This window comes from Xanthomonas sp. NCPPB 2250, assembly GCF_056725265.1.
The window spans coordinates 687,916-710,179 of sequence record NZ_CM161520.1; the positions used below are offsets into that span (position 1 = coordinate 687,916).

Below are 22,264 nucleotides of genomic sequence, written 5' to 3' on the forward strand. Positions count from 1 at the left end.
GGGCCGGCCTCAGAGCGCGGCGCGGACGTCGTCCAGGCTGGGCGGGTTGGCGCCGGCGCGGGTGCAGTTGATCGCCGCGGCGGCCACGCAGAACTGCAGCAGGCGCTCCAGCGCGGCCGGCTCGCTGCCCAGCGCCGCCAGTGCGGCCGGGTCGGGCAACTGCTGCAGCAGCGCCGCCTGGAAGCTGTCGCCGGCGCCGACCGTATCGACCACCTGCACCACGCGGCCGGGCACGCGCGCTTCGCTGTCGCCGCGCCACGCCACCGCGCCGTCGCCGCCGAGGGTCATCACCACCAGCGACGGCCCCTGCTGCAGCCAGCTGCGGGCGATGGCGAACGGATCCTGCTGCGGATAGAGCAGTTCGATGTCCTCCTGGCTGACCTTGACCACGTGCGCCAGCGCGATCCAGCGCGCCAGCCGCGCGCGCCACACCGCCATGTCCGGCTCCACCGTCGGCCGTACGTTCGGGTCCAGCGAGATCAGCCGCTGCCCGCGCTCGCGCTCGGCCAGTGCCTGGAAGGTGCTGGCGGTGGTCTCGGCGACCAAGGTGTAGGAACCGAAATGCAGGCCGCCGACGCGCGCGTCCAGCGCCGGCAGGTCGGCCTCGGTCAGCGCGCGATCGGCGCAGCCGGTGCCGTAGAAGGCGTAGTTGGGCACGCCGCCGGCGTCGAGCGCGACCATCACCAGGGTGGTGGCCTCGCGCTTGTCGATGCAGTAGTCCAGGGCCACGCCCTCACCTTCGAGGGTGGCGCGCAGCTGGCGGCCGAGCGGATCGGTGGACAGGCCGGTGAACAGCGCCGACGGCGCGCCCAGGCGGGCCAGGCCGATCGCCACGTTGAACGGCGAACCGCCCTGGCGCGCGGTCATCCCGACCGAGGTGCCGGCGTAGCCGTCGATGAAGATGTCGTACAAGGCCTCTCCGCACACCACGAACATCGAACCGCTCCTCATAGGTTGCAGCGCGCCGGCCGGCGCGATGGGGCGGCTATTGTGGCGTACCTGCTGCGGCGCGGCGACCGGGTGGGGTGGACTGCTGGGCTGCCATGTGGGATGGGCGCCTGGATGGGCCGCCGTACCCTCATCCGCCCCTGCGGGGCACCTTCTCCCGGTGGGAGAAGGGAAAAGCCAAAGCCCCTCTCCCGTCGGGAGAGGGGTTGGGGTGAGGGTACGAGCGCGCAGCGCCTCATGGTTCCTGGAGACGAGCGGCCGGCGCTGTGCTGGCGCGCTTGGCTGCATGCTGGCGTTCAGGAGTGATGCCTGGCTGGCACCCGTACCCTCATCCGCCCCTGCGGGGCACCTTCCCCCGAAAAGGGGGCCATGGTCCCGGTGGGAGAAGGGAAAAGCCAAAGCCCCTCTCCCCCCGGGAGAGGGGTTGGGGTGAGGGTACGGGCGCGCAGCACCTCATGGTTCCTGGAGACGAGCGGCCGGCGCTGTGCTGGCGCGCTTGGTTGCATGCTGGCGTTTAAGAGCGATGCCTGGCTGGCGCCCGTACCCTCATCCGCCCCTGCGGGGCACCTTCTACCGGTGGGAGAAGGGAGCAGCCAAAGCCCCTCTCCCGTCGGGAGAGGGGTTGGGGTGAGGGTACGGGCGCGCAGCGCCTCATGGACCGCACACCCCACCCACAACGCCTTGCCGCCGCCCCTGCGATAGTCGCCACCTCCCCCCGCCAGCCTCCAAGGACGCCCCATGAACATCCTGCTCGCCGGCGCCACCGGCCTGGTCGGTGGCCATGCGCTGCGCCAGTTGCTGGCCGCCCCTGCCTGCAGCGCGGTGATCGCGCCGACCCGGCGCGCGCTGGCGCTGGTCCATCCGAAGCTGCTCAACCCGGTGCTCGACTTCGACGCGCTGCCGGCGCAGGCGCCGTGGTGGCAGGTACAGGCAGCGATCTGCGCGCTCGGCACCACGATGCGCCAGGCCGGCTCGCGCGAGGCGTTCCGCCGGGTCGATCACGCCTATCCGCTGGCGATCGCGCGGCTGCTGCGCGAGCACGGCGCAGCAGCGTTCGCGCTCAACTCGGCGCTGGGGGCGGATCCGCAGTCATGGGCCTTCTACAACCGGGTCAAGGGCGAGTTGGAACACGACCTGCGCGCGCTCGGCTTTCCGTCGCTGACCCTGGTGCGGCCGGGCCTGATCGGCGGCGAGCGTGCGCAACGGCGCCGCGGCGAGCATGCCGCCAGCGTGGTGTTGCGTGCGCTCGGGCCGCTGCTGCCGCGACGCTACCGGATCAATCCGGCCGAACGCATCGCCGCGGCGCTGGTCGCGGCCGCGCTGCAGCCGCGCCCGGGCGTGCAGGTCGTCGATGCGGCGCAGTTGGTTTAGGAGCTGGGATTGGGGAGTGGGGATTCGGGATTGGAGTGGCGTTCGCGAGTCCGCAGCGTTGCCTGCCAATTGACGTTTAGGCGACTTCTCTGTGCGGTCGTCCGCGGCGTGACGCCGGCGCCAGGCCACATCACAGCTGCATCGCGTGCAGCCCACGCTCGCCGCAGCGCGCTCGCGCGCACTGGACGCGGCCGCAAACCGAGCCTCCTCAGGCGCCCAGCGACTGCCCGCCGTCCACCGCCAGCACCTGGCCGGTGATCCAGCGTGCCTGCGGCGAGGCCAGGAACAGCGCCGCGTTGGCGACATCGTCGATCGCGCCGAAGGCGCCGAACGGAATGCTGGCGCGGATCTGCCGGTACAGCTCGGGCTGCTGCTGGCGGCGTTGCTCCCACAGGCCGCCAGGGAACTCGATGGAGCCGGGTGCGATCGCATTGACCCGGATCCGCTCGCGCGCCAGCTGCGTCGCCAGCGTGGTCGTGTAGTAGTTCAGCGCCGCCTTCGCCGCCGAGTACGCCGGCACCCGCGGCGTCGGGCGCAGGCCGTTGATCGAACTGATGTTGAGGATGCAGCCACGGCCGCTGGCGCGCAGCTGCGGCAACGCGGCGCGGTTGCAGCGCACCGCGGCCATCAGGTCGATGTCGAAGCCGGCCTGCCAGCTCGCATCGTCGTCGCCATGGCCGTAGCCGGAGGCGTTGTTGATCATCACGTCGATGCCACCCAGTGCGTCCGCGGCCTGCGCCACCCAGGTCTGGATCTGCGCGGCGTCGGCCAGGTCGCAGCACTGCGCCGCGACCGGGTGGCCGTGGCGCTGCAACTGCGCGGCGGCGTCGGCCAGCGGCGCGGAACTGCGCGCGCAGATCGCCACGGCGGCGCCATGGCGGGCGAAGGCATCGGCGATCGCCAGGCCGATCCCGCGGCTGGCGCCGGCGACGAGCACGCGGTATCCCGCGAAAGCGGACGGATCGGTCATCGGTGGCTCCTGCATGCCGTGGGGCGTGCGCCGATTATCCGCGCAATCCGCAGCGCGTGGCCGCTTCTGGCACCATGGCGGCCGTCGTACGCGCCGTAAGTCGGTGCGCCCGCCGCGCCGTCGCCCTGCGATGACCGCCGCATTCCCTTTCCAGGATTTCCCGCAGTGAAGAAGACCTACCGGCTCCGCATCGAAGGCAAGCATCCCGACCGCCTGCTCGACGCCGCCAAGCACGACATCCGCAAGTACATCCGCCGCGAGCGCCGCAAGACCTTGCCGGCCGGTGCGGACTACTGGGATTTCGACACCCTGTTCGGCACCGAGGAAGCCACCGCCGCGGTGCTGCCGCCGGCCGAGCTGCTGCGTGCGGTCGACGCGCTGGTCGCCGCCGGCGGCGAGCAGTTCTACGTGGAAATCCGCAGCCGCGCGTGCACGCGGCCGCCGCGGGCCAAGGGTGGCCAGGACGAAAGCGAGCACGATCCCTTCGAGGACTGAGCGCGATCCGGCGCGCCTGTCGCGCCTGGGGCGGCGCCGTGGCAGCGACGTGCGACGCCACGCCACTGCCCGCGCCGTCTGGCATCGCCGCAGCGCTTGCCGCGGTGCTGCAGGCCTTCCAGGCGTTTCTGGCCGGCGGGCTGACTGAGGCACGCGTTGGCGCGGACGCTCCTGGCGTTCTTGGTCGGATCCGTCCGACAAGCCTGCGTCGCATGGCGACACGGTCGTCCTGATGTTCCGGTCGAGAACTTGTCTGATCTCAGCACGCGTCTGTGTCGCGACGGATGCTGCAGCAAAGCGTGGTACAGCCCACGCGGCGCCGCTCAGCCGCTCGCGGGCGGCTCCCCGTCCTGCGCACGCGCCGCGCGCAGCCGGTCCTTCTTGCTCGGTCGCTTGCCCTTGATGCCGCCGGTGGAAGCGGTCGCCTCCGTGGCCACCGCGGTGGCCGGTACCGGCGCAGGCGTCGGCTCGAAACCGGGAATGCGTTCGCGCGGCACGCGCACGCCTTGCCGCTTTTCGATCAGGCGCAGATGCGTCGCGCTGGCCGCGTCGACGAAGCTCAGCGCCTGGCCCTCGGCGCCGGCGCGCGCGCTGCGGCCGATGCGATGGGTGTAGTCCGCGGTGGACCGCGGCAGATCGTAGTTCACCACCACCGGCAGCGCGGCGATGTCGATGCCGCGCGCGGCCAGGTCGGTGGTCACCAGCACCCGCACCTGCTGCTGGCGGAACGCGTCCAGGGTGCGCAGGCGCCGCCCTTGTGCGAGGTCGCCGTGCAGTGGCTGCGCGGCGATGCCGGCCTTGGCCAGCGCCGTGGCGACCTGCTCGGCGCTGCGCCGGCTGGCGACGAACACCAGTGCGCGTGGCCACGCTTCCTGTTCCAGCAGATGCTGCAGCAAGGCCAGGCGACGCCCGTCGTCGACCTCGATGGCGCGCTGGCGCAGCGTCGCCGGGATCGGCGCGGCATCGGTGTCGTCGCCGATTCGCCGCGGCGCGCGCAGCAGGTGCGTGGCCAGCGCCGCGATCGGGGCCGGCAGGGTGGCCGAGAACAGCAGGGTCTGCCGCGTCTGCGGCAGCAACTGCAGCAGCCGCTCCAGCTCGGCGCCGAAGCCCAGGTCAAGCAGGCGATCGGCCTCGTCCAGCACCAGGTGCGCCACCGCGTCCAGTTGCAGCGCGCGCTGCGCCAGCAGGTCGAGCAGGCGCCCGGGCGTGGCCACGACCACGTCGGCGCCGCCGCGCAGCGCCAGCATCTGCGGATTGATCGAGACGCCGCCGACCGCCACCACCACCCGCGGCCGCCGCGGCAATTCCAGGCCCAGCGCGACGAAGGTATCGGCGACCTGCACCGCCAGTTCGCGGGTCGGCACCAGCACCAGCACGCGGGTGGAGCGCGCCGGTCTGGCCGCCTGCGCGCAGGCCTGCAGCAGCGGCAACGCGAACGCCGCGGTCTTGCCGGAACCGGTCTGCGCCATGGCCAGCACATCGTGGCCGGCGACGACGAGCGGTACGGCCTGCTGCTGGATCGGCGTGGGTGTCTGCCAGCCGGCGCGCGCGAGCGCGGCGGCGAAGGCGGGATACAGCGCGGGCGACAGACCGAGGGAAGCGAACGGCATCGGGAGGGGCAGCGAAGGTGAGACTGGACAGTATCGCCGACCCGGCGTACGCGCGGCTTCCGTCGTGACGCGTCTGACGATCGCGCGTCGCGGCTGAAGCCGCTCCCAAAAGGGCTTGCGGCGAACTCGCCGGCTACGCTGTGGGAGGGACTTCAGTCCTGACGCATTGCGCCATCGGAAAGCACGCCGCTTCGCCCGTCGCGGCTGAAGCCGCTCCTACAAGGGCTTGCCGCGAGCTTGCCGGGTGCACTGTGGGAGGGACTTCAGTCCCGACGCATTGCGGCATCGGAAAGCACACCGCTTCGCCCGTCGCTGCTGAAGCCGCTCCTACAAGTGCTTGCGGCGAGCTCGCCGGGTGCACTGTGGGAGGGACTTCAGTCGCAACGCATTGCGCCATCGGAAAGCACGCCGCTTCGCCCATCGCGGCTGAAGCCGCTCCCACAAGGGCTTGCGGCGAGCTCGCCGGGTGCACTGTGGGAGGGACTTCAGTCCCGACGCATTGCGGCATCGGAAAGCACGCCGCTTCGCCCGTCACGGCTGATTCCGAAAAGGGGACAAGAGCCGCTCCTGCGCGACGATCGGCGAGAACAGCTGTTGCCAATCCCCAATCCCCAATCCCCAATCCCCAATCCCGAACTGCAACGCACGGCCATCCACGCGGATGGCCGTGCGCGAGCGGGTACGTTACTGCGGGCAGCTCACGCCGACCGCGGCGAAGGCATTGCGCACCGCGGTCACCGAGCGGCTCAGGTCGCTCGCTGCGGTCTGCACGCCGCAGGCGCCGCTGTTGAAGCTGGTGCTGGGCGTCCAGTACAACTGGTTGGCGCGGGCGAACACTTCGAAGGCGCTGCGCGTGTTCCAGCCGGAGGTGGTGGCCAGGGTGTAGAACGCCTTGTTGTAGACGCCCGAGGAGTAATGCACGTCCAGGCCGCTGCGGTAGTTGGCGGCGTTGTCGATTGAGCTGCCGTCCTGCGTCGGGTTGGCCATGTAGCGCAGCGCACCGTTGGCCTTGAAGATCTCGGTGCCCACCTTGAAGTCGTTCGTGCCCTTGAGGTAGTACTCGGTAGCCTCGCCGGCCATGTCCGAGAACGCCTCGTTGATGCCGCCGGACTGGCCCGAATAGGTGAGGTTGGAATGCTGCTCGGTGAAGCCGTGCGAGACCTCGTGGCCGGCGACGTCGGCACTGACCAGCGGATAGAAGCGCGTGTTGCCGTCGCCGAAGTTCATCGTCGAGCCGTTCCAGAACGCGTTCTCGTAGCGCGTGCCGTAATGCACCCGCATCACCAGTTGGAAGGTCAGCGGTGCCACGCCGACGTAGCTGCGGTACATCTTCTCGATCACGCCGCCGAAGTAGTGCGCGTCGTTGATCGGCGAGTAGCCGCCGTTGATGGTCTTGTAGGTGTTGCGCGGGCAGGTGAATTGGTACGCGGTGGTGCCGGAGCTGCCGCCGTTGAGGTTCACCGACTTGACGTTGCTGTTCTGCATGCGGCAGTTGTCGTCCACCTCCAGGAAGCCGTGGATGCTGTCGCTGCCGTACTCGTACTGGCCGGTCTTGGCGTTGCCGCCGGGGCCGGTGGCGTCGCGCGTGGTCAGCGCGTCCCACTGCTTGAGGATGGCGCCGCTGCGCGCATCCACGATGACGAACGGCCGGCTCGGCGCGCCGCCGTTCGGCGCATCGGCGAAGAACGACACCACGTAGGCCAGGTGCGCGCGGTCGCTGTCGTCGAGGTAGATCATCTGCGGCGCCTGCGCGCGTTCGATGCGGCGCTCGGCCTGCGCGGTGCCCAGCGCGACGCGCTGCGCCAGCAGCAACGCACGGTCGGCCGTCAGCGTGGCGCTGGGCGCATTGGCGGCAGTCGCCGGCAACTCGCTGGCCAGCCCGGCCACCGAACGCCCGAACAGGCTGCGCACGCTGCCGTCGGCGCGCTCGCTGACGATCACCTGCTCGCCCCACACCGGAATGCCGCGGAAGGTCTGCTGGTAGCGGCGGTGCACGGTGCCGTCGGCATCTTCGCTGCTGCCGAGCAACGTGAGCGCGGACTCGGCGTCCAGCCCGATCAGTTCGGCATGGCGCACCGCGGCCGCGGCCGGAATGCCGCCCACGCGCGCGGCGGCGCTGCGGTACTGGGTACCGAGCGTGTCCGGATTCTTGGCGTGCAGATCCACGCGTTGTGCGGCGCTGGCGGAGGTGGCGGCGAGCGCGAGCAGCAGGGAGGGCAGCAGCACCGACGGACGATGACGACGTGGCAGAGTCATGAGCGGAAATCCTCGAACGCAAGAAGGAAGGGCGCGCCGTCGCGGCAGCGGAGCGGCCGTGGCGCGATGCGTGGCATGACGTTCAGGGCAGTGCGGCCGATCGGCGCAGTGCCTCCCCCTGTGCAGCGACCATAACGGCGGCGATGCGTCGCGTGGTAGACAGGTTTTGTTCAGAATTTTGTGTCTACCGAATGCGCGCTGCACGCCGGCGTGATGCGGGATGTGTCGTCGCGGCAGATCGGTGTGTGCTATCCGCGCATGACGCCTGAAACCTGACGTCGCCATGCGCGCGATGCAATGCCGCTCCGTGCAGCGAGGCGTCGAAGCGGCCGATAGCGGCAATCCCAGATCGCCCCGTAATGCGCGGTCGTTGCACTGTGGGAGGGGCTTCAGCCCCGACGCGCTGTGCTGGAGTTGCTCGGGGAATCATTCCGCGATTTGTAGAAGATCGCGGAGAACATGCCCCGTGCCGTGACCTCCTGGGTACCCGCTGCAGAAGGGCTTGAGCCCACCGCTTTTTTGTTCGTCGCGTCGGGACTGAAGTCCCTCCCACAATGGTGGTGCTTCCCACCAGGGTCGTGCATCTACTGCGGCAGGGGCAGCAGATGCACGGCCTGTGTCAGGGCAGTCGGTTGATCTGGACGGTGGGCGCTGCTCAGCCCGGCAGCGCCAGGTCGTCGATCATCGCGCGCAGGAAGCGCGCCGCTTCGCCGCCGGTGCAGGCGCGGTGGTCGAAGCTCAGCGACAGCGGCAGGATTTTGTGCGTCTCCACGCCGCCCATCACCGGTACCAGTTGGTGGCGGGCGCGACCGGCGGCGACGATGGCCACGCACGGCGGCACCACGATCGGCGTGGCGTAGCGGCCGGCGAACATGCCGAAGTTGGAGAGCGAGATGGTGTAACCACTCAGCTCCGAGGCCGGAATGCTGCGCGCTTCCACCTGCTGGCGCAGGCGGTTGATGCCTTCGCGCACGCCGCGTGCATCGAGCATGTCGGCGTTGCGCAGGGCCGGCACGAACAGGCCGTCGTCGGTGTCCACGGCGATGCCGATGTCCACGTGCGCGTGCAGGGTGCGGGTCAATGCCTCGCCGTCGAACCAGGCGTTGAGCGCCGGCACCGCCTGGCAGGCGGCGACGATCGCGCGCACCAGGCGCCCGGTGGTGTCGTTGCCCGGGGCCCATGCGTGCAGGTCGGCATCGTCGTTGAGCGTGGTCAGCACCACCTGGCGCTGCGCCTCGGCCATCACACGCGCCATGTTGCGGCGCACGCCCTTCAGCGGCTCGGGCTGGCCCTGCACGGCCACGCCCGGCGGCTGCGTGCGCATCGGCTTGCCGGCGGCGGAGAGCGGGGTGCGCGCAGGTGCGGCGTGGGGTGTGCGGGCTGGCGCAGGAGCGGCTTCAGCCGCGACGGCAGGACGGCGTGGGGTCGCGGCTGAAGCCGCTCCTACGACGGCGCCGGCCTTCGCCGAACCATCGGCTGCGGCCTGCTTGACGTCGGCCAGGGTGACTGCACCGTCGGCGCCGCTGGCACGTACGCGGCCCAGGTCCACGCCCAGCTTCTTGGCCAGGGCGCGTACCGCCGGCATCGCGCGCACGCCGCCGACCGACACGGCCTGCTCGCTGTGCACGGTGTTGGAGCTCTGCATCGCACCGACCACGGTGCCGGCATCGTCGCGCTCGCCCGCGGCCTGCGCGTTGTCGGAGTCGTGCAGTTCGCCGCCGTCGTCGGAGGCGACCACGCGGTCGTCGGCCGCGGCGGTGTCGGCGCCGGCACCCTTGCCGGACGCGGCCGGCGCCGCGCCGCCGTGGTGATGGCCGGTGTCCTGGCCTTCGGCGCGCTGCGGCAGGTTCGGGTCGGGCGCGAACTGCGCCAGCATGCTGCCGGTGACGACGATGTCGCCCGGCGCGCCGGCCAGCTTCAGCACCTTGCCGGAGACCGGCGAGGGCACTTCGACCACCGCCTTGGCGGTTTCCATCGAGACCAGCGGTTCGTCCAGCCGGATGGTGTCGCCTTCCTTGACGAACCACTCGACGATGGTGGCGTCGGGCAGGCCTTCGCCCAGGTCGGGCAGATTGAAATTCTTGGTTTGGCTCATGTGGTCTCTTCCAGCAGTTCCAGGTCGCGTGCCGGCAGCCAGCCCTGCGTGCCGTCGGCGCGCTCGGCCCACCACCAGTCGCCGTATTCGTGATGCAGGACGACGGTGTCGCCCTGCGCGGCATCGAGTTCGCGCGCGTCGTAGTCGCGCATCGCCACGGCATGGCCGTCGCCGGTCGGCTGCAGCCAGGCCAGCGGCGCCCAGCCGGCGCTGCCGGCGGCGCCGGTGATCCAGACGAACGCCGGCCACTCTTCGTCGCGCACGCCCAGCGCGACCCGCTCGCCGGCGGCGATGCGGATCGGATGCGGATAGGCGGCGCGGTAATCGCTGATCAAACGTGCCTGCATATCAACCCGCGGCCATCGCCCGCTTGGCCGCCGCGACGATCTTGTCGGTGCTCGGCAGGTACTTCATTTCCAGCCGGAACAGCGGGATGTGGGTGTCGTAGCCGGTCACGCGCTGCACCGGCGCGACCAGGTCGTACATCGACTGTTCGGCCAGGCGCGCGGCGATCTCGGCGCCGAAGCCGGCGCTGCGCGGGGCTTCCTGCACGATCACGCAGCGGCCGGTGCGCGCCACCGATTCGGCGATGGTGTCGAAGTCCAGCGGGCGCAGCGTGGCCACGTCGATCACTTCGGCGCTGATGCCGTCGGCGGCGAGCCGGTCGGCGGCCTCCAGCGCTTCCTTGACCTGCGCGCCCCAGGCGACCAGGGTCACGTCGGTGCCGTCGCGCAGCACGAAGCACACGTCCAGCGGCAGCGCCTCGCCGTCGTCGGCGACCACTTCCTTGTACTGCCGGTAGATGCGCTTGGGCTCCATGTAGATCACCGGATCCGGCTCGCGGATCGCCGCCAGCAGCAGGCCGTAGGCGCGCTGCGGCGAGGACGGCAGCACCACGCGCAGGCCCGGCACGTTGGTGAAGATGGATTCGTTGGCTTCGCTGTGGTGTTCCGGCGCGCGGATGCCGCCGCCCCACGGCACGCGCAGCACCATCGGGCAGTGCAGGCGGCCGCGGGTGCGGGTGCGCAGGCGCGCGGCGTGGCAGATCAGGTGATCGACCATCGGGTAGACGAAGCCGTCGAACTGCGCTTCGGCCACCGGCTTCATGCCCTGCGCGGCGAGGCCGACGCTGAGCCCGGCGATGGTGGTCTCGTCCAGCGGGGTGTCGAGCACGCGCTGCGCGCCGAAGCGCTGCTGCAGGCCGGCGGTGGCGCGGAACACGCCGCCGTTGACGCCCACGTCCTCGCCCAGCACCAGCACCGACGGGTCGTGCTGCAGTTCCCAGGCCAGCGCCTGGGTCACCGCTTCGATCAGGGTAATGGGCGTGCTGGTCATCGGGCTGTCTCCGCGCGCGGTGGCGGCGCTGTGGGCGGTGCCGGCCGCAGACGCGGCCGTGTGGTCGGCGAGGCGGGGGCTCAACTCATCCATGGCGCTGCTCCAGGGCGATGGCCTCGGCGCGCTGCGCGAGCAGGTCCGGCGGCGGGTCGGCGTACAGGTAGTCGAACATGGCTTCCACCGGCTGCACCGGGGTTTCCAGGTAGGCGTTGAGTTCGATGTCGGCCAGGCGCGCGCATTCCTGCTTCCACGCCGCTTCCTCGTCCTCGCTCCACAGGCCCTGCGCGCTCAGCCAGGTGCGCAGGCGCAGCAGCGGTTCGCGTTCCCAGGCCTGCTTGACCTCGGCGTCGTCGCGGTAGCGGCGCGCGTCGTCGGCGGTGGTGTGGTCGGACAGGCGGTAGGTCATGAACTCGATCACCGTGCCGCCCTGGCCGGCCAGCGCGCGCTCGCGCGCCTGGCGCATCGCTTCGAGCACGGCGATCAGGTCGTTGCCGTCCACCTGCAGGCAGTGCAGGCCGCCGGCCAGGCCCTTCTGCGCCAGCGTCTGCGCACCGGTCTGCGCGTTGCGCGGCACCGAGATCGCCCAACCGTTGTTGATCACGCACAGGATCAGCGGCAGCTGGTAGGCGCCGGCGGAGTTGAGCGCGGCGTAGAAGTCGGTCTTGGACGAGCCGCCGTCGCCGCAGGTGGCCACCGCCACCTGGGGTTCGCCGCGCAGCTTGAACGCCAGCGCGGCGCCGGCGGCGTGCAGGCACTGGGTGGAGATCGGTACGCAGATCGGAAAGTCGCGGGCGGCGTCGGAATCGCGCTGGAAGTCGCTGCCGCGCTCGTCGCCGCCCCAGTACAGCAGGATCTCGCGCGGGCGCACGCCGCGCATGAACATGGCGCCGTACTCGCGGTAGCTGGGCGCCAGCACGTCGCCGCGGCGCATCGACGCGCCGATGCCGATGTGGGTGGCCTCGTGGCCCAGGCAGGAGGCGTAGGTGCCCAGCTTGCCGGTGCGCTGCAGGGCCACCGCCTTGCTGTCGAAGGTGCGCACGTAGAGCATCTGCTTGAACAGCGCCAGCAGCGTCTGCGGGTTGGCCGAATCGGCCGGAAGCGCGTCGCGGACCGGCTGGCCGCCCGCGTCGAGGTACTGCAGGAACTCAATTTCGAACTGGGCGGCGATGCTCATGGCGATGGCGCTCTCGACAACAAGTTTCAAATGATATGAGTCGGCATGTTAAGGAAGCCGTGCGCAAAAGCCGTCGTGCACCGCAGCACGCGGCGATGCCGTATCGCACAAGAAAAGCGTGGTCGCGCCGCGTTGCCGATTGATGGCGTTGGGTATCGCCGATGTTGCACTGCGATGCATGCCGTTCATGTGCGCGTGGGTGTCCACCGGTGGCGGTGGTAAAGGCCCGCGCTGCGGTGCGCGCGTTGGAGAAGAAATCATCGGGCAAGCACGCAAGGCGCACACGTGCAGGCGCGGCGCGAGAGCGCCTCCCCATCAAGCCGAACAACATTGTCGCGTAGGAGCGGCTTCAGCCGCGATGGGCTTTACCGGGAACGCCCATCGTGGCTGAAGCCGCTCCTGCGTGCGCAAAGAAAAAGGGCGTGGCCTCGCGGCCACGCCCTTCCGGTTGCAGCGGTCGCCGCGATCAGCGGCCGAACAGACGCAGCCCCTCCACGCGGGTGCTCAAGCGCGCGCTGTTGTCGCTGGGGTCGGCATCGGCCGAGGTCGAGCTGGCGCTAGCGCCGATCACGATCTGGCGGTCGGCCGGCAGCGGCCGTGTCGCCAGGCTCAGGCGGAACGCGGCGCTGGCGCCCGGCGCCAGGTCGGCGCCGCTGCGGCACTGGAAGCGCGCGCTGCGCAGGCCGTGGTTCTGCCGCACGCACTGCCAGCCGCGTGGCGGCACCAGCGCGGTCAGGGCGGACAGGGTGCTGCCGTCGATCTCCAGGCTGGCGCCCTGCACCGGCGCATTGCCGTGGTTGCGCACGTCGATGCGGTAGTCGGCGAAGAAGGCGAAGAACGGCAGGGTGGCCGGGCCGTCGATCGACACCGCCAGGTCGCCGGCCGGACGCGCCTGCACCGCCACCGTGGCGCCGCCGCCGTTGTCGCCGGGGTTGGGATCCTCGGTCTGCGAGGCCACCGACGCGGCCAGGCTCAGGCTGCGCCCGACCAGGGCGGTGCCGGCCGGTACCGCCAGTTCGAAGCGCGGCGTGGTGCCGGCGGCGAACTGCGCGGTGCTGCAGGTGACCACAGTCTGCGCAGCCACCTCCGGCGCGGCGCAGTCCCAGCCCGGGGCGGCGGTCACGCTCGGGGCCACCGCCGCGTCCAGGGCGAAGGCGACTGCCGCCGCGCGCGCCGCGTCCGGACCGGCGTTGGCCAGGGTGACGCTGTAGCGGATGGTGTCGCCGGCGTAGACCGAGGCGTTGGCGGCGCTCACGCGCAGGCTCAGGTCGGCGCGCTCCAGCGGCTTGAGCTTGATCAGCACCACCGCCGGGTCGTGGTCGGACAGCCGCGCCGGCGAGTTGGCGTCGTTGCGGGCCACGGCCGGGAAGTCGGCGTTGAGCCGCGCATGGGCTTCGCTGAGACCGGCGATCTGCGCCGAGCGCATCAGCGCACGGTTGGCCAGGATGTGGTCCAGCGATTGCACGTTGCCGTCGTAGGCGTAGGAGTAGCTCTGGTCCGGCGTCGACAGCAGGGTGAGGTTGTACAGCGCCGGATCGACCAGGGTGGCGCCGTCGCCGCCGACCACGGTCTGCGCATCGGGTGCCGGCAGGCCAGTGATGGTGCCCATCGCATCGACGTAGCCGTCGTTGAACTCGAAAGCGTTGAAGTCGCCCATCACCAGCAGCTGCTCGGTCGGATCGGCGGCCTGGCGCGCCTGCAGCAGGTTGGCCAGGAACACCGCCTGCGCCTGGCGCTTGGCGCGGATGCGCTGGCCGCTGGCGTCGTTGGTCTCGGCGCCGTTGAGCGAACGCTGGTGCACCTCGACCACGGTCAGCGGCAGCGCGCGGCCGTCGGCGAAATGCACCACCGCCTTCAGCAGCAGCGGCGGGCGGTCGTTGAGCAGGCTGACGGTGCCGCTGGGCTCGGTCCAGGTGGCGGCCTTGCCTTCCTGGCTCACCGAGACCACCTCGACGCGGGCGATGCCGGCGCCGACCTGCGCGGTCTTGACCAGGAAGCCGACGTCGATGCCGCCCACGTCGTTGCCTTCCTGCAGGTAGGCCACGTACTGCGGATCGGGCTGGCCGGCGGCCACCGCGTCGCGGTTGACGCGGTCGGCCAGGGTCTGCAGCACGCTCAGGTTCTCGATCTCCACGGTGCCGAGGATGTCGGGGGTGTTGAGGTAGTTGCGGATCGCCAGCGAGGCCTTGTTGAGCCGCGCCTGGTAGGCGGCCGCGGTCAGCACCGGTTCGCCGATCGCCGGATCGTTCTGGTCGTCGAAGAAGCGCTCCATGTTGTAGGTGGCGATGTTGACGTCGTCGGCCTGCGGCGCGGGGGCGGCCTTGGGCTGGTCGGCGCCGTCGCACTGCACGGTGGGCGCGGTTTCCGGGTAGATGGTGTAGCGGCGGAAGCTGTAGTCCAGCGGGCCGCTGACGCCGAGCACGGTGCAGCCGGCGGCCACGTCGATGCGCTGGCCGCCGAGACCGGCGCTGCCGACCGCGATCACCTGCGGGCTGGTGTTCCAGCGCGGCACGTCGGCCGGCGAGCCGGCCGGCAGCGCGTCGGGCTGCTGCACGCCGGCGGTGCGCCAGGCGCGCGGCAGGCCGGTGACCACGGCATGGAACACGCCATTGCTGGTGGCGCTGGCGTTGGTCTCGTTGACGTTGCCCAGGGTCGGCGTGTTGACGGTCAGGCTGGGCACGGTGACGCGCATGCCTTCCAGGCGCTCGAGCTGGTCGTAGGCGCCGTTCGGGTCGGGGAAGCGGGTGGTCAGCTCGACCGCGGCCGGCAGCGGATTGCCGGTGGACTGCAGCAGCACCGTCGGCGAGGTCAGCTCGGTCAGCGGCGGCTGGCTGGGGTCGGTGCTGGGCACGTATTCGACCACCGTGGCCTGCACCCGCACCGAATTGCCCACCGCGGCCTCGGCCGGCGGCGCACTGCCGGTGTAGACGTAGATGCCCTCGGAGGTGAGCGGGTCGGCATCGGCCTGGGCGTCGGGCGTCTGCAGGAAGAAGCCGGCGCTGCGCCGTGCGGTGACGATGCCGCTGGTGGCGACCACCTGGCCGACCAGCGGCGAGCGCGCGCCGCTGCCCTGGATGCTGTGGATCGGCACCAGGTTGAAGTCGTCGTTGAGGATCACCCCGCTGGCGGTCAGCGTGGACGGCAGCGCACCGCTGATGCCGGTGATGTCGAGGTAGAAGGTCTCGTCGGGTTCGTTGCTGGTGTCGCCGTTGACCAGCACGCGCACCTCGGCGCTGCTTTCGCCGGCCGGGATGGTCACCTGGGTCGCGGCCAGTGCCTGGTAGTCGCTGCCGGCAGTGGCGGTGCCGTCGCGGGTGGCGACGGTGAAAGTCACACCGGCGCTGCCGGCCGGCTGGCTCAGCGTCACCGTGAACACGAATGCGCTGCTGCCGCTGTCGCCTTCGGCGCGGCTGACGTTGGCCACGCTGGCCACCGGCTGGTTGCCGCCGCCGCACAGGCTGACCGGCGCGGCGCTGTTGCGCGGGGTCGGCGCGCCGGTGGCGAAGTCGGCGTTGTTGTTGTCGCTGTCGGTGCAGCCGCCGTTGCCGCGCAGCACCGCCAGGGTGTTGCTGGGCGCGGCGGTCGGGGCGCTGCCTTCGGCGCAGCTGGCGCTGCTGCCGTAGCCGACGAAGTCGGCGTTGCCGGCCGGGCAGGCGCCGCTGAGTGCGGCGCTGCTCTTGCTCAGCGCGATCTTGCCGGCGCTGCCGCTCATGGCGATGGTGCCGGTGGCGTCGGGCGTGGGCAGCGCGGTGCTGCCGCCGCTGCCGTCGGCCTGCTTGACCAGGTAGTAGCCGCCCGGCGCGATGCTGCCGCTGAGCGTGGTGACCTGCCAGCTGCTGCCGGCGGCCGAGGCGTACTGCACCGACCAGCCGGCCAGGCTCACCGCCTCGCTGCCGTTGTTGTGCAATTCGACGAAATCGCTTTTGTAGGTGGCGCCGCTGTTGCCGCCACCGCCATAGACCTGGCTGATGACCACCTGGGCCTGGGCGTACCCGGCACAACCCAGCGCGCACGACAACACTGCAGCTCGAAGCAGCATGGTTCGCATGAACAAGATCTCCCCAATCCTTGAAGACGTGGACTAACGCACATGACTTGACGGCACCCCCCAGGCGCCGCCGACGATTGTGCCGGAGTTTGTCAGCCGGTGCTGACGAATGTGTGACATTCGTCGCTGCGGTACCCTTGCCGGCCCGGAATGCCCACGCCGCCCATGCCCGTCGAACAGAACCAGCGCCCGCTCGAAGCCGGCATCCACACCGACCTGGAAGGCCGCCTGACCTATGGCGGCTATCTGCGCCTGGACCGGCTGCTGTCGGCGCAGCAGCCGCTGTCGAACCCGCCGCACCACGACGAACTGCTGTTCATCGTCCAGCACCAGACCTCCGAGCTGTGGCTGAAGCTGCTGGCGCACGAACTGCGCGCGGCGATCGGGCACCTGCAGCGCGACGAGGTGTGGCAATGCCGCAAGGTGCTGGCGCGCAGCAAGCAGGTGCTGCGCCTGCTCACCGAGCAGTGGTCGGTGCTGGAGACCCTGACCCCGTCCGAGTACATGGGCTTCCGCGACGTGCTGGGCCCGTCCTCCGGGTTCCAGTCGCTGCAGTACCGCACCATCGAGTTCATGCTCGGCAACAAGAACGCGCAGATGCTGCCGGTGTTCGACCACGACCCGCAGGGCCAGGCGGCGCTGCAGGCGGTGCTGGAGGCGCCCAGCCTGTACGAGGAGTTCCTGCGCTACCTGGCCCGCTTCGGCCATGCGGTGCCGGCGCCGTACCACGCCCGCGACTGGCGCCAGCCGCACGTCAGCGACCCGCTGCTGCGCCCGGTGTTCGAGCGTATCTACGAGAACACCGACCGCTACTGGCGCGAATACGCGCTGTGCGAGGACCTGGTGGACCTGGAGACCCAGTTCCAGCTGTGGCGCTTCCGCCACATGCGCACGGTGATGCGGGTGATCGGCTTCAAGCGCGGCACCGGCGGTTCCAGCGGCGTCGGCTTCCTGCAGCAGGCGCTGGCGCTGACCTTCTTCCCGGAACTGTTCGAGGTGCGGACGTCGGTGGGGCTGGAGAGCCGGGACCCGGGACTTGGGACCCGGGACCCGGGTGGGGCGCCGCAAGCGCCGTAGTGGAGCGCGCGGGCAGGCGCCGCTCGGCCTTGCTGCGCTGCGTCGTGGTCGGAGGCGTTGGTCTTTCCGCGTGGCGTGCCGCATGGACGCGGGCTTGCCGCGTGCGCATCCCGTCTTCTCGCCCGGAATCCCTGGTCTTCGAGGTCCCGCCTTTCCGGGTCCCGGGCCCCGAGTCCCGTCCCCACCACGCATTTGACGCCACGCCGTCGCTCGGTGATCCTCGCCCGTTGCCCGGCCTGGCCGGACGCATCGCCCCAGCCCATCCTGAATACGCAAGGGAACACCGCATGAGCGTTGACGTCGTCGCGTCGAACCACCCCGCCTCACCGCAGCCGCCGTCAGCGCAACCGCCCGAATTCAAGACCCTGCTGGGGCATCCGCGTCCGCTGTGGATGCTGTTCATGACCGAGTTCTGGGAGCGCTTCGCGTTCTACGGCATCCGCTGGGCGCTGGTGCTGTACATCGTGGCGCAGTTCCATGGCGGCCAGGGTTCGGGCCAGGCCTCGGCCAGCGCCACCTACGGCGCCTACCTGGCACTGGTGTACGCGGCGGCGATCTTCGGCGGCTACATCGCCGACCGGGTGCTCGGCTACCAGCGTTCCATCCTGGTCGGTGCGGCGGTGATGTCCACCGGCCTGTTCCTGATCTCCGTGCCCAACCCGCAGATCTTCGAACTGGGCCTTGCCACCGTGGTGGTCGGCAACGGCCTGTTCAAACCCAACATCTCGACCATGGTCGGCAAGCTGTACAGCGCCGCCGATCCGCGTCGCGACAGCGGCTTCACCATCTTCTACATGGGCATCAACCTGGGCGCGATGATCGCGCCGTGGCTGACCCAGCAGCTGGCCGAGAAGGTGTTCGGCACCGAAGCGATGCCGTCCTACAAGATGGTGTTCATCGCCTCGGGCATCGGCATGCTGATCAGCCTGGTGTGGTTCTGGTTCGGCCGCCGCCAGCTCAAGGGCATCGGCGCGCCGTTGCCGGGCGGTGCCGGCGGCATGCGCGTGGTCTACGTGCTGCTGGGCATGCTGGTGGCGGTCCCGGCGGTGTACCTGGCGCTGGCCGCCGGCGCCGAAGTGCTGCAGTGGATCCTCAGCACCATGTTCGTGGCCCTGGCGATCATGTTGCTGGTGGAAGGCATCCGCAACGGCAAGGTCGCGCGCGACAAGGTCATCGCGATGCTGATCATCTTCGCCTTCAACGTGCTGTTCTGGATGTTCTTCGAGCAGGCCGGCAGTTCCTTCACCTTCCTCGCCGACGAGATCGTCAACCGCCAGTTCGGCGACTGGACCTTCCCGACCGCGTGGTTCCAGTCGGTCAACTCGCTGGCGATCATCACCCTGGCGCCGGTCATCGCCTGGATCTGGGTCAAGGCCGGCCGCTTCAATCCGTCGATCTCGCGCAAGTTCGCGCTCGGCCTGGCGTTCAACGGTCTGGCCTTCCTGCTGCTGATGTTCGCGCTGTCGAGCCTGGTCAACGACGCCGGCAAGATCCCGTTCTGGACCCTGTTCATGGTCTACGTCATCCAGTCGGTGGGCGAGCTGTGCCTGTCGCCGATCGGGCTGTCGATGGTGACCAAGCTGGCGCCGGTACGCCTGGTCGGTTTCGGCATGGGCGGCTGGTTCCTGTCCACTGGCATCGGCAACAACCTGTCCGGCATCTTCGCCAGCCATGTCAGCGGCGAAGGCGGCATGACCGTGTCTTCCGCGCTGGGTGGGTATACCTTCGGCTTCTGGGCGCTGCTGGGCGCCGGCGTGGTGCTGTTCCTGATCGCGCCGCTGATCAGCAAGCTGATGCACGGTGTGAAGTAACCTGAGGACGACGCAATGGCGATGAACAAGACGATCTGCGCTGCCCTGGCGGCGATGCTGGCGCTGAGCGCGTGCGGGCAGACCGCGGCGCCGCCCGACGCGCAGGCGCCGGCCAAGCCGCTGGACACCTCGGTGCAGAAGCCGCCGGTGGCCGACCCCAACCAGCCGGTGGCCTCGGGCAATACCCCGGCCGCCGCCGACGTGGCCGCGGCCAAGGCCCTGGGCGCGCAGTTCGATCCGCAGCGCAATCCGGCCGACGACCTGGACACCGCCATGGTCGAGGCCAAGCGCGGCGGCAAGCGCATCCTGCTCGACGTGGGCAACGAGGCGTGCGACTGGTGCCACACCCTGGACACCTTCATCGAGGGCGATGCGGAACTGCGCAGCTTCCGCGACGCCAACTTCGTCTGGGTCAAGGTCAACGTCAGCGACGCCAACAAGAACGAGGCGTTCATGGCGCAATACCCGAAGATCGTCGACTTCCCGCACCTGCTGGTGCTCGACGCCGACGGCAAGCTGCTGCACTCGCAGGTGCTCGCCGACCTGCAGAAGGGCAAGGACTACGACCGCAGGAAGTTCTCGGATTTCCTCAAGGAATGGGCGCCGCCGAAGGCCTGAGCGGCCACGAAGCGCGATTTCCGTGATTTCGTAGGAGCGGCTCTTGCCCCCTTTTGTGGGATCAGCCGCGACTGGGCCTTCAGAGTAATGCCCGGTCGCGGCTGAAGCCGCTCCTACGAGGTCAAAGGCCCGCAGTGCGCGGGCCCCGGCGCCTCAGCGCCCGGTCATGCTCGGCAGACCCTCGGCCGCCAGGCGGTCGATCAGCCGGTTCAGCAGCCGCTGCTCGTCCTCGCTGAAGGGCGCCAGCAGGCGCCGCTCGCATTCCAGCACCATCGGCGCCACCACCTGGTACACCTCCACCCCGGCCGCGGTCAGGTGCAGCACCGAGCGGCGGCGGTCGTCGCCGTGGGTCTCGCGCTGGATGAAGCCGCGCTCCAGCTGCCGCGCCACCGCCCGGCTCACCGCCACCTTGTCCATCGCGGTGCGCTCGGAGACCTCGCCGGCGGACAGCCCCGGATACAGCGCCAGCACCGCCATCACCCGCCACTCGGTCACCGCCATGCCGTAGCGCTCGCCGTAAACGCGGGCGATGTTGCTGCTGATGCGGTTGGACAGCACGCTGATCCGGTACGGCAGGAACCGTTCCAGATCCAGGGAGGGCGAGTCGGGCGTCGGGGCGGGCGTGGCGATCGTCATGCTGCATTGCACCTTGCTGGTGGTTTCACTTGTAACTACAACGGAGGATACTACGGCCATTCTCGCGAGTCTGGCGTCCGTCCGCACCCGAAATTTCGGCCCGGCCGCCGCACCCCGCCCTCCAGGAGACGCGTCATGAGTGCACAACCGCAACATCCGTCGCAGCCGGCCAACCTCGGCATGCAGGTCACCACCTTCGAGAACCCGATGGGCATCGACGGTTTCGAGTTCGTGGAATTCGCCGCGCCGGCCGGGCAGGGCGAGCAGTTGCACGCGTACTTCCGCAGCATGGGCTTCACCGCGGTACTGCGCCATCGCCAGCGCGCGATCACCGTGTACCGCCAGGGCGGGGTCAACTTCCTGGTCAACGAGGAACCGGATTCCTTCGCCGCCGATTTCGCGGCCGCGCACGGCCCCTGCGCCTGCGGCTTCGCGATCCGCTTCCGGCACCCGGCCGACGACGTGTTCGCCAAGGTGCTGGAGAACGGCGGCGAAGCCATCGCCGACAAGGCCGACACCCGCGCGGTACCGGCACCGGTGGTCAAGGGCATCGGCGACTGCATGCTGTACCTGGTCGACCAGTACGGCGAGAAAGGTTCGGTGTACACCGAGTTCGAGCCGGTGCCCGGTGCCGAACAGCACCCGGCCGGCTTCGGCCTGACCTTCATCGACCACCTGACCCACAACCTGTACTTCGGCAACATGCAGCGCTGGTCGGACTACTACGAGCGCCTGTTCAACTTCCGCGAGATCCGCTACTTCGACATCAAGGGCGCCAAGACCGGGCTGGTGTCCAAGGCGATGACCGCGCCGGACGGCGTGGTGCGCATCCCGCTCAACGAGTCGTCCGATCCGAAGAGCCAGATCAACGAGTACCTGGACGCCTACCGCGGCGAAGGCATCCAGCACATCGCCTGCTTCACCGACGACATCTACGAAACGGTCGAGCGCATGCGCGCGGCCGGCGTCGAGTTCCTGGACACGCCGGATACCTATTTCGAGGTGATCGACCAGCGCATCCCCAATCACGGTGAGGACGTGGCGCGGCTGGCGCGCAACAAGATCCTGATCGACGCCGACCTGGAAACCAAGCAGCGCAAGCTGCTGCAGATCTTCACCCAGAACTGCATCGGCCCGATCTTCTTCGAGATCATCCAGCGCAAGGGCAACGAGGGCTTCGGCGAAGGCAACTTCCAGGCGCTGTTCGAGAGTATCGAGCGCGACCAGATGAAGCGTGGCGTGCTCTGAGGGCGGAACGCGGGCGGCGCGCGGAGGCTGGCAGACAGCGGATGCTTGACGCGAGTGGACGCGCATGGCGAGCAGATCCTGACAGCGCGTCGCGGAGACTTCCGACAGCCGCTGTAGCCCCTCTCCCACCGGGAGAGGGGTTGGGGTGAGGGTACGGTGGGGTCATGACGATCAAACCGCCTTTAGCCACCGCCACGCTGACTCACGCACGTCAGCTACGTCGCACCATGACCGACGCCGAGCGCGCACTGTGGAGTCATCTGAGAAGCGGGCAGTTGCAAGGCTTCAAGTTCCGGCGGCAGTACCCGATCCCTCCCTACATCGCTGATTTATGCTGCGTATCAGCGAAGCTGATTATCGAAATCGACGGCGCGCAACATACCGAACCATGCGATGCCACAAGAACGCGTTGGCTGGCATCGCAAGGCTGGCGGGTCATGCGCTTCTGGAACAATGACGTACTGCTTTCGATAGATGCCGTGATCCAGGTGATTTGCGACGCCACTGGGTCGCCGTACCCTCACCCCAACCCCTCTCCCGGTGGGAGAGGGGCTTGATATCCAAGGCTCAAG

At 69.8% G+C, this 22,264-nt stretch carries 17 protein-coding genes; 7 read left to right on the forward strand and 10 right to left on the reverse strand.

The features are described from left to right. Positions 1-9 precede the first annotated feature (9 nt). On the reverse strand, positions 10-936 hold the full coding sequence (locus AC1PMG_RS02985; protein ID WP_148828758.1) for a carbohydrate kinase family protein: 927 nt from the start codon (positions 934-936) through the stop codon (positions 10-12). 750 nt (positions 937-1,686) lie between these two features. Between AC1PMG_RS02985 and AC1PMG_RS02990 the strand changes: the two genes are divergently transcribed. After that, positions 1,687-2,319, forward strand: a complete 633-nt coding sequence (locus AC1PMG_RS02990) for a Rossmann-fold NAD(P)-binding domain-containing protein (protein WP_481110607.1) — start codon at positions 1,687-1,689, stop codon at positions 2,317-2,319. A 208-nt stretch (positions 2,320-2,527) separates the two neighbouring features. Here AC1PMG_RS02990 and AC1PMG_RS02995 read toward each other — a convergent pair whose 3' ends face one another. Beyond that, a complete protein-coding gene (locus AC1PMG_RS02995; protein ID WP_481110608.1) occupies positions 2,528-3,289 on the reverse strand; it encodes an SDR family NAD(P)-dependent oxidoreductase in 762 nt (253 codons plus the stop codon). A gap of 165 nt (positions 3,290-3,454) precedes the next feature. Between AC1PMG_RS02995 and AC1PMG_RS03000 the strand changes: the two genes are divergently transcribed. After that, positions 3,455-3,784 carry a DUF6172 family protein gene (locus AC1PMG_RS03000; RefSeq protein WP_017909718.1) on the forward strand — a complete coding sequence of 110 codons (330 nt, stop codon included), beginning with the start codon at positions 3,455-3,457 and terminating at the stop codon, positions 3,782-3,784. A 323-nt stretch (positions 3,785-4,107) separates the two neighbouring features. Here AC1PMG_RS03000 and AC1PMG_RS03005 read toward each other — a convergent pair whose 3' ends face one another. The 7 genes from AC1PMG_RS03005 to AC1PMG_RS03035 form a co-directional block, all read right to left on the reverse strand. Beyond that, complete coding sequence (locus AC1PMG_RS03005) at positions 4,108-5,394, reverse strand: DEAD/DEAH box helicase (RefSeq protein ID WP_481110609.1); 1,287 nt, start codon at positions 5,392-5,394, stop codon at positions 4,108-4,110. 684 nt (positions 5,395-6,078) lie between these two features. Further along, positions 6,079-7,650 (reverse strand): M4 family metallopeptidase, encoded by a 1,572-nt coding sequence (locus tag AC1PMG_RS03010; RefSeq protein ID WP_481110610.1) that lies wholly within the window; start codon positions 7,648-7,650, stop codon positions 6,079-6,081. A 655-nt stretch (positions 7,651-8,305) separates the two neighbouring features. After that, positions 8,306-9,745 carry a dihydrolipoamide acetyltransferase family protein gene (locus tag AC1PMG_RS03015; RefSeq protein WP_481110611.1) on the reverse strand — a complete coding sequence of 480 codons (1,440 nt, stop codon included), beginning with the start codon at positions 9,743-9,745 and terminating at the stop codon, positions 8,306-8,308. Next, on the reverse strand, positions 9,742-10,092 hold the full coding sequence (locus AC1PMG_RS03020; protein WP_152236758.1) for an SH3 domain-containing protein: 351 nt from the start codon (positions 10,090-10,092) through the stop codon (positions 9,742-9,744). Before AC1PMG_RS03020 ends, AC1PMG_RS03015 begins: the two co-directional genes overlap by 4 nt. A 1-nt stretch (position 10,093) precedes the next feature. Continuing rightward, positions 10,094-11,173 carry an alpha-ketoacid dehydrogenase subunit beta gene (locus AC1PMG_RS03025; protein WP_342072510.1) on the reverse strand — a complete coding sequence of 360 codons (1,080 nt, stop codon included), beginning with the start codon at positions 11,171-11,173 and terminating at the stop codon, positions 10,094-10,096. After that, positions 11,166-12,254: a pyruvate dehydrogenase (acetyl-transferring) E1 component subunit alpha gene (pdhA, locus tag AC1PMG_RS03030; protein WP_481110612.1), complete on the reverse strand. Its 1,089-nt coding sequence runs from the start codon at positions 12,252-12,254 to the stop codon at positions 11,166-11,168. The genes AC1PMG_RS03025 and pdhA overlap by 8 nt, the downstream gene beginning before the upstream one ends. 466 nt (positions 12,255-12,720) lie before the next feature. After that, the gene (locus AC1PMG_RS03035) at positions 12,721-16,302 is read right to left on the reverse strand and encodes a lamin tail domain-containing protein (RefSeq protein ID WP_481110613.1); all 3,582 of its coding nucleotides are present in this window, start codon (positions 16,300-16,302) and stop codon (positions 12,721-12,723) included. 165 nt (positions 16,303-16,467) lie between these two features. Here AC1PMG_RS03035 and AC1PMG_RS03040 point away from each other — a divergent pair, with 165 nt between their 5' ends. The 3 genes from AC1PMG_RS03040 to AC1PMG_RS03050 all read left to right on the forward strand — a co-directional run bounded on the left by AC1PMG_RS03040 (position 16,468) and on the right by AC1PMG_RS03050 (position 19,808). Then, the gene (locus tag AC1PMG_RS03040) at positions 16,468-17,379 is read left to right on the forward strand and encodes a tryptophan 2,3-dioxygenase (RefSeq protein WP_481110614.1); all 912 of its coding nucleotides are present in this window, start codon (positions 16,468-16,470) and stop codon (positions 17,377-17,379) included. Positions 17,380-17,666: 287 nt separating this feature from the next. Continuing rightward, complete coding sequence (locus tag AC1PMG_RS03045; protein ID WP_267105168.1) at positions 17,667-19,190, forward strand: peptide MFS transporter; 1,524 nt, start codon at positions 17,667-17,669, stop codon at positions 19,188-19,190. Positions 19,191-19,205: 15 nt separating this feature from the next. Beyond that, the gene (locus AC1PMG_RS03050) at positions 19,206-19,808 is read left to right on the forward strand and encodes a thioredoxin family protein (RefSeq protein WP_017911302.1); all 603 of its coding nucleotides are present in this window, start codon (positions 19,206-19,208) and stop codon (positions 19,806-19,808) included. Positions 19,809-19,961: 153 nt separating this feature from the next. Here the strand turns inward: AC1PMG_RS03050 and AC1PMG_RS03055 are convergent, their stop codons facing one another. Further along, complete coding sequence (locus AC1PMG_RS03055; RefSeq protein WP_010341302.1) at positions 19,962-20,444, reverse strand: MarR family winged helix-turn-helix transcriptional regulator; 483 nt, start codon at positions 20,442-20,444, stop codon at positions 19,962-19,964. 135 nt (positions 20,445-20,579) lie between these two features. Here AC1PMG_RS03055 and hppD point away from each other — a divergent pair, with 135 nt between their 5' ends. Together hppD and AC1PMG_RS03065 are read left to right on the forward strand one after the other, a co-directional pair. Then, complete coding sequence (gene hppD, locus AC1PMG_RS03060; protein WP_481110615.1) at positions 20,580-21,692, forward strand: 4-hydroxyphenylpyruvate dioxygenase; 1,113 nt, start codon at positions 20,580-20,582, stop codon at positions 21,690-21,692. Positions 21,693-21,856: 164 nt separating this feature from the next. Next, the gene (locus tag AC1PMG_RS03065; protein WP_481110616.1) at positions 21,857-22,249 is read left to right on the forward strand and encodes an endonuclease domain-containing protein; all 393 of its coding nucleotides are present in this window, start codon (positions 21,857-21,859) and stop codon (positions 22,247-22,249) included. Positions 22,250-22,264 lie beyond the last annotated feature (15 nt).

Bases quoted from the DNA above. Each gene is read 5' to 3' on its own strand.
- AC1PMG_RS02985 (WP_148828758.1), bottom strand. From the start codon at position 936: ATGTTCGTGGTGTGCGGAGAGGCCTTGTACGACATCTTCATCGACGGC.
- AC1PMG_RS02990 (WP_481110607.1), top strand. From the start codon at position 1,687: ATGAACATCCTGCTCGCCGGCGCCACCGGCCTGGTCGGTGGCCATGCG.
- AC1PMG_RS02995 (WP_481110608.1), bottom strand. From the start codon at position 3,289: ATGACCGATCCGTCCGCTTTCGCGGGATACCGCGTGCTCGTCGCCGGC.
- AC1PMG_RS03005 (WP_481110609.1), bottom strand. From the start codon at position 5,394: ATGCCGTTCGCTTCCCTCGGTCTGTCGCCCGCGCTGTATCCCGCCTTC.
- AC1PMG_RS03010 (WP_481110610.1), bottom strand. From the start codon at position 7,650: ATGACTCTGCCACGTCGTCATCGTCCGTCGGTGCTGCTGCCCTCCCTG.
- AC1PMG_RS03015 (WP_481110611.1), bottom strand. From the start codon at position 9,745: ATGAGCCAAACCAAGAATTTCAATCTGCCCGACCTGGGCGAAGGCCTG.
- AC1PMG_RS03020 (WP_152236758.1), bottom strand. From the start codon at position 10,092: ATGCAGGCACGTTTGATCAGCGATTACCGCGCCGCCTATCCGCATCCG.
- AC1PMG_RS03025 (WP_342072510.1), bottom strand. From the start codon at position 11,173: ATGGATGAGTTGAGCCCCCGCCTCGCCGACCACACGGCCGCGTCTGCG.
- pdhA (WP_481110612.1), bottom strand. From the start codon at position 12,254: ATGAGCATCGCCGCCCAGTTCGAAATTGAGTTCCTGCAGTACCTCGAC.
- AC1PMG_RS03035 (WP_481110613.1), bottom strand. From the start codon at position 16,302: ATGCGAACCATGCTGCTTCGAGCTGCAGTGTTGTCGTGCGCGCTGGGT.
- AC1PMG_RS03040 (WP_481110614.1), top strand. From the start codon at position 16,468: ATGCCCGTCGAACAGAACCAGCGCCCGCTCGAAGCCGGCATCCACACC.
- AC1PMG_RS03045 (WP_267105168.1), top strand. From the start codon at position 17,667: ATGAGCGTTGACGTCGTCGCGTCGAACCACCCCGCCTCACCGCAGCCG.
- AC1PMG_RS03050 (WP_017911302.1), top strand. From the start codon at position 19,206: ATGGCGATGAACAAGACGATCTGCGCTGCCCTGGCGGCGATGCTGGCG.
- AC1PMG_RS03055 (WP_010341302.1), bottom strand. From the start codon at position 20,444: ATGACGATCGCCACGCCCGCCCCGACGCCCGACTCGCCCTCCCTGGAT.
- hppD (WP_481110615.1), top strand. From the start codon at position 20,580: ATGAGTGCACAACCGCAACATCCGTCGCAGCCGGCCAACCTCGGCATG.
- AC1PMG_RS03065 (WP_481110616.1), top strand. From the start codon at position 21,857: ATGACGATCAAACCGCCTTTAGCCACCGCCACGCTGACTCACGCACGT.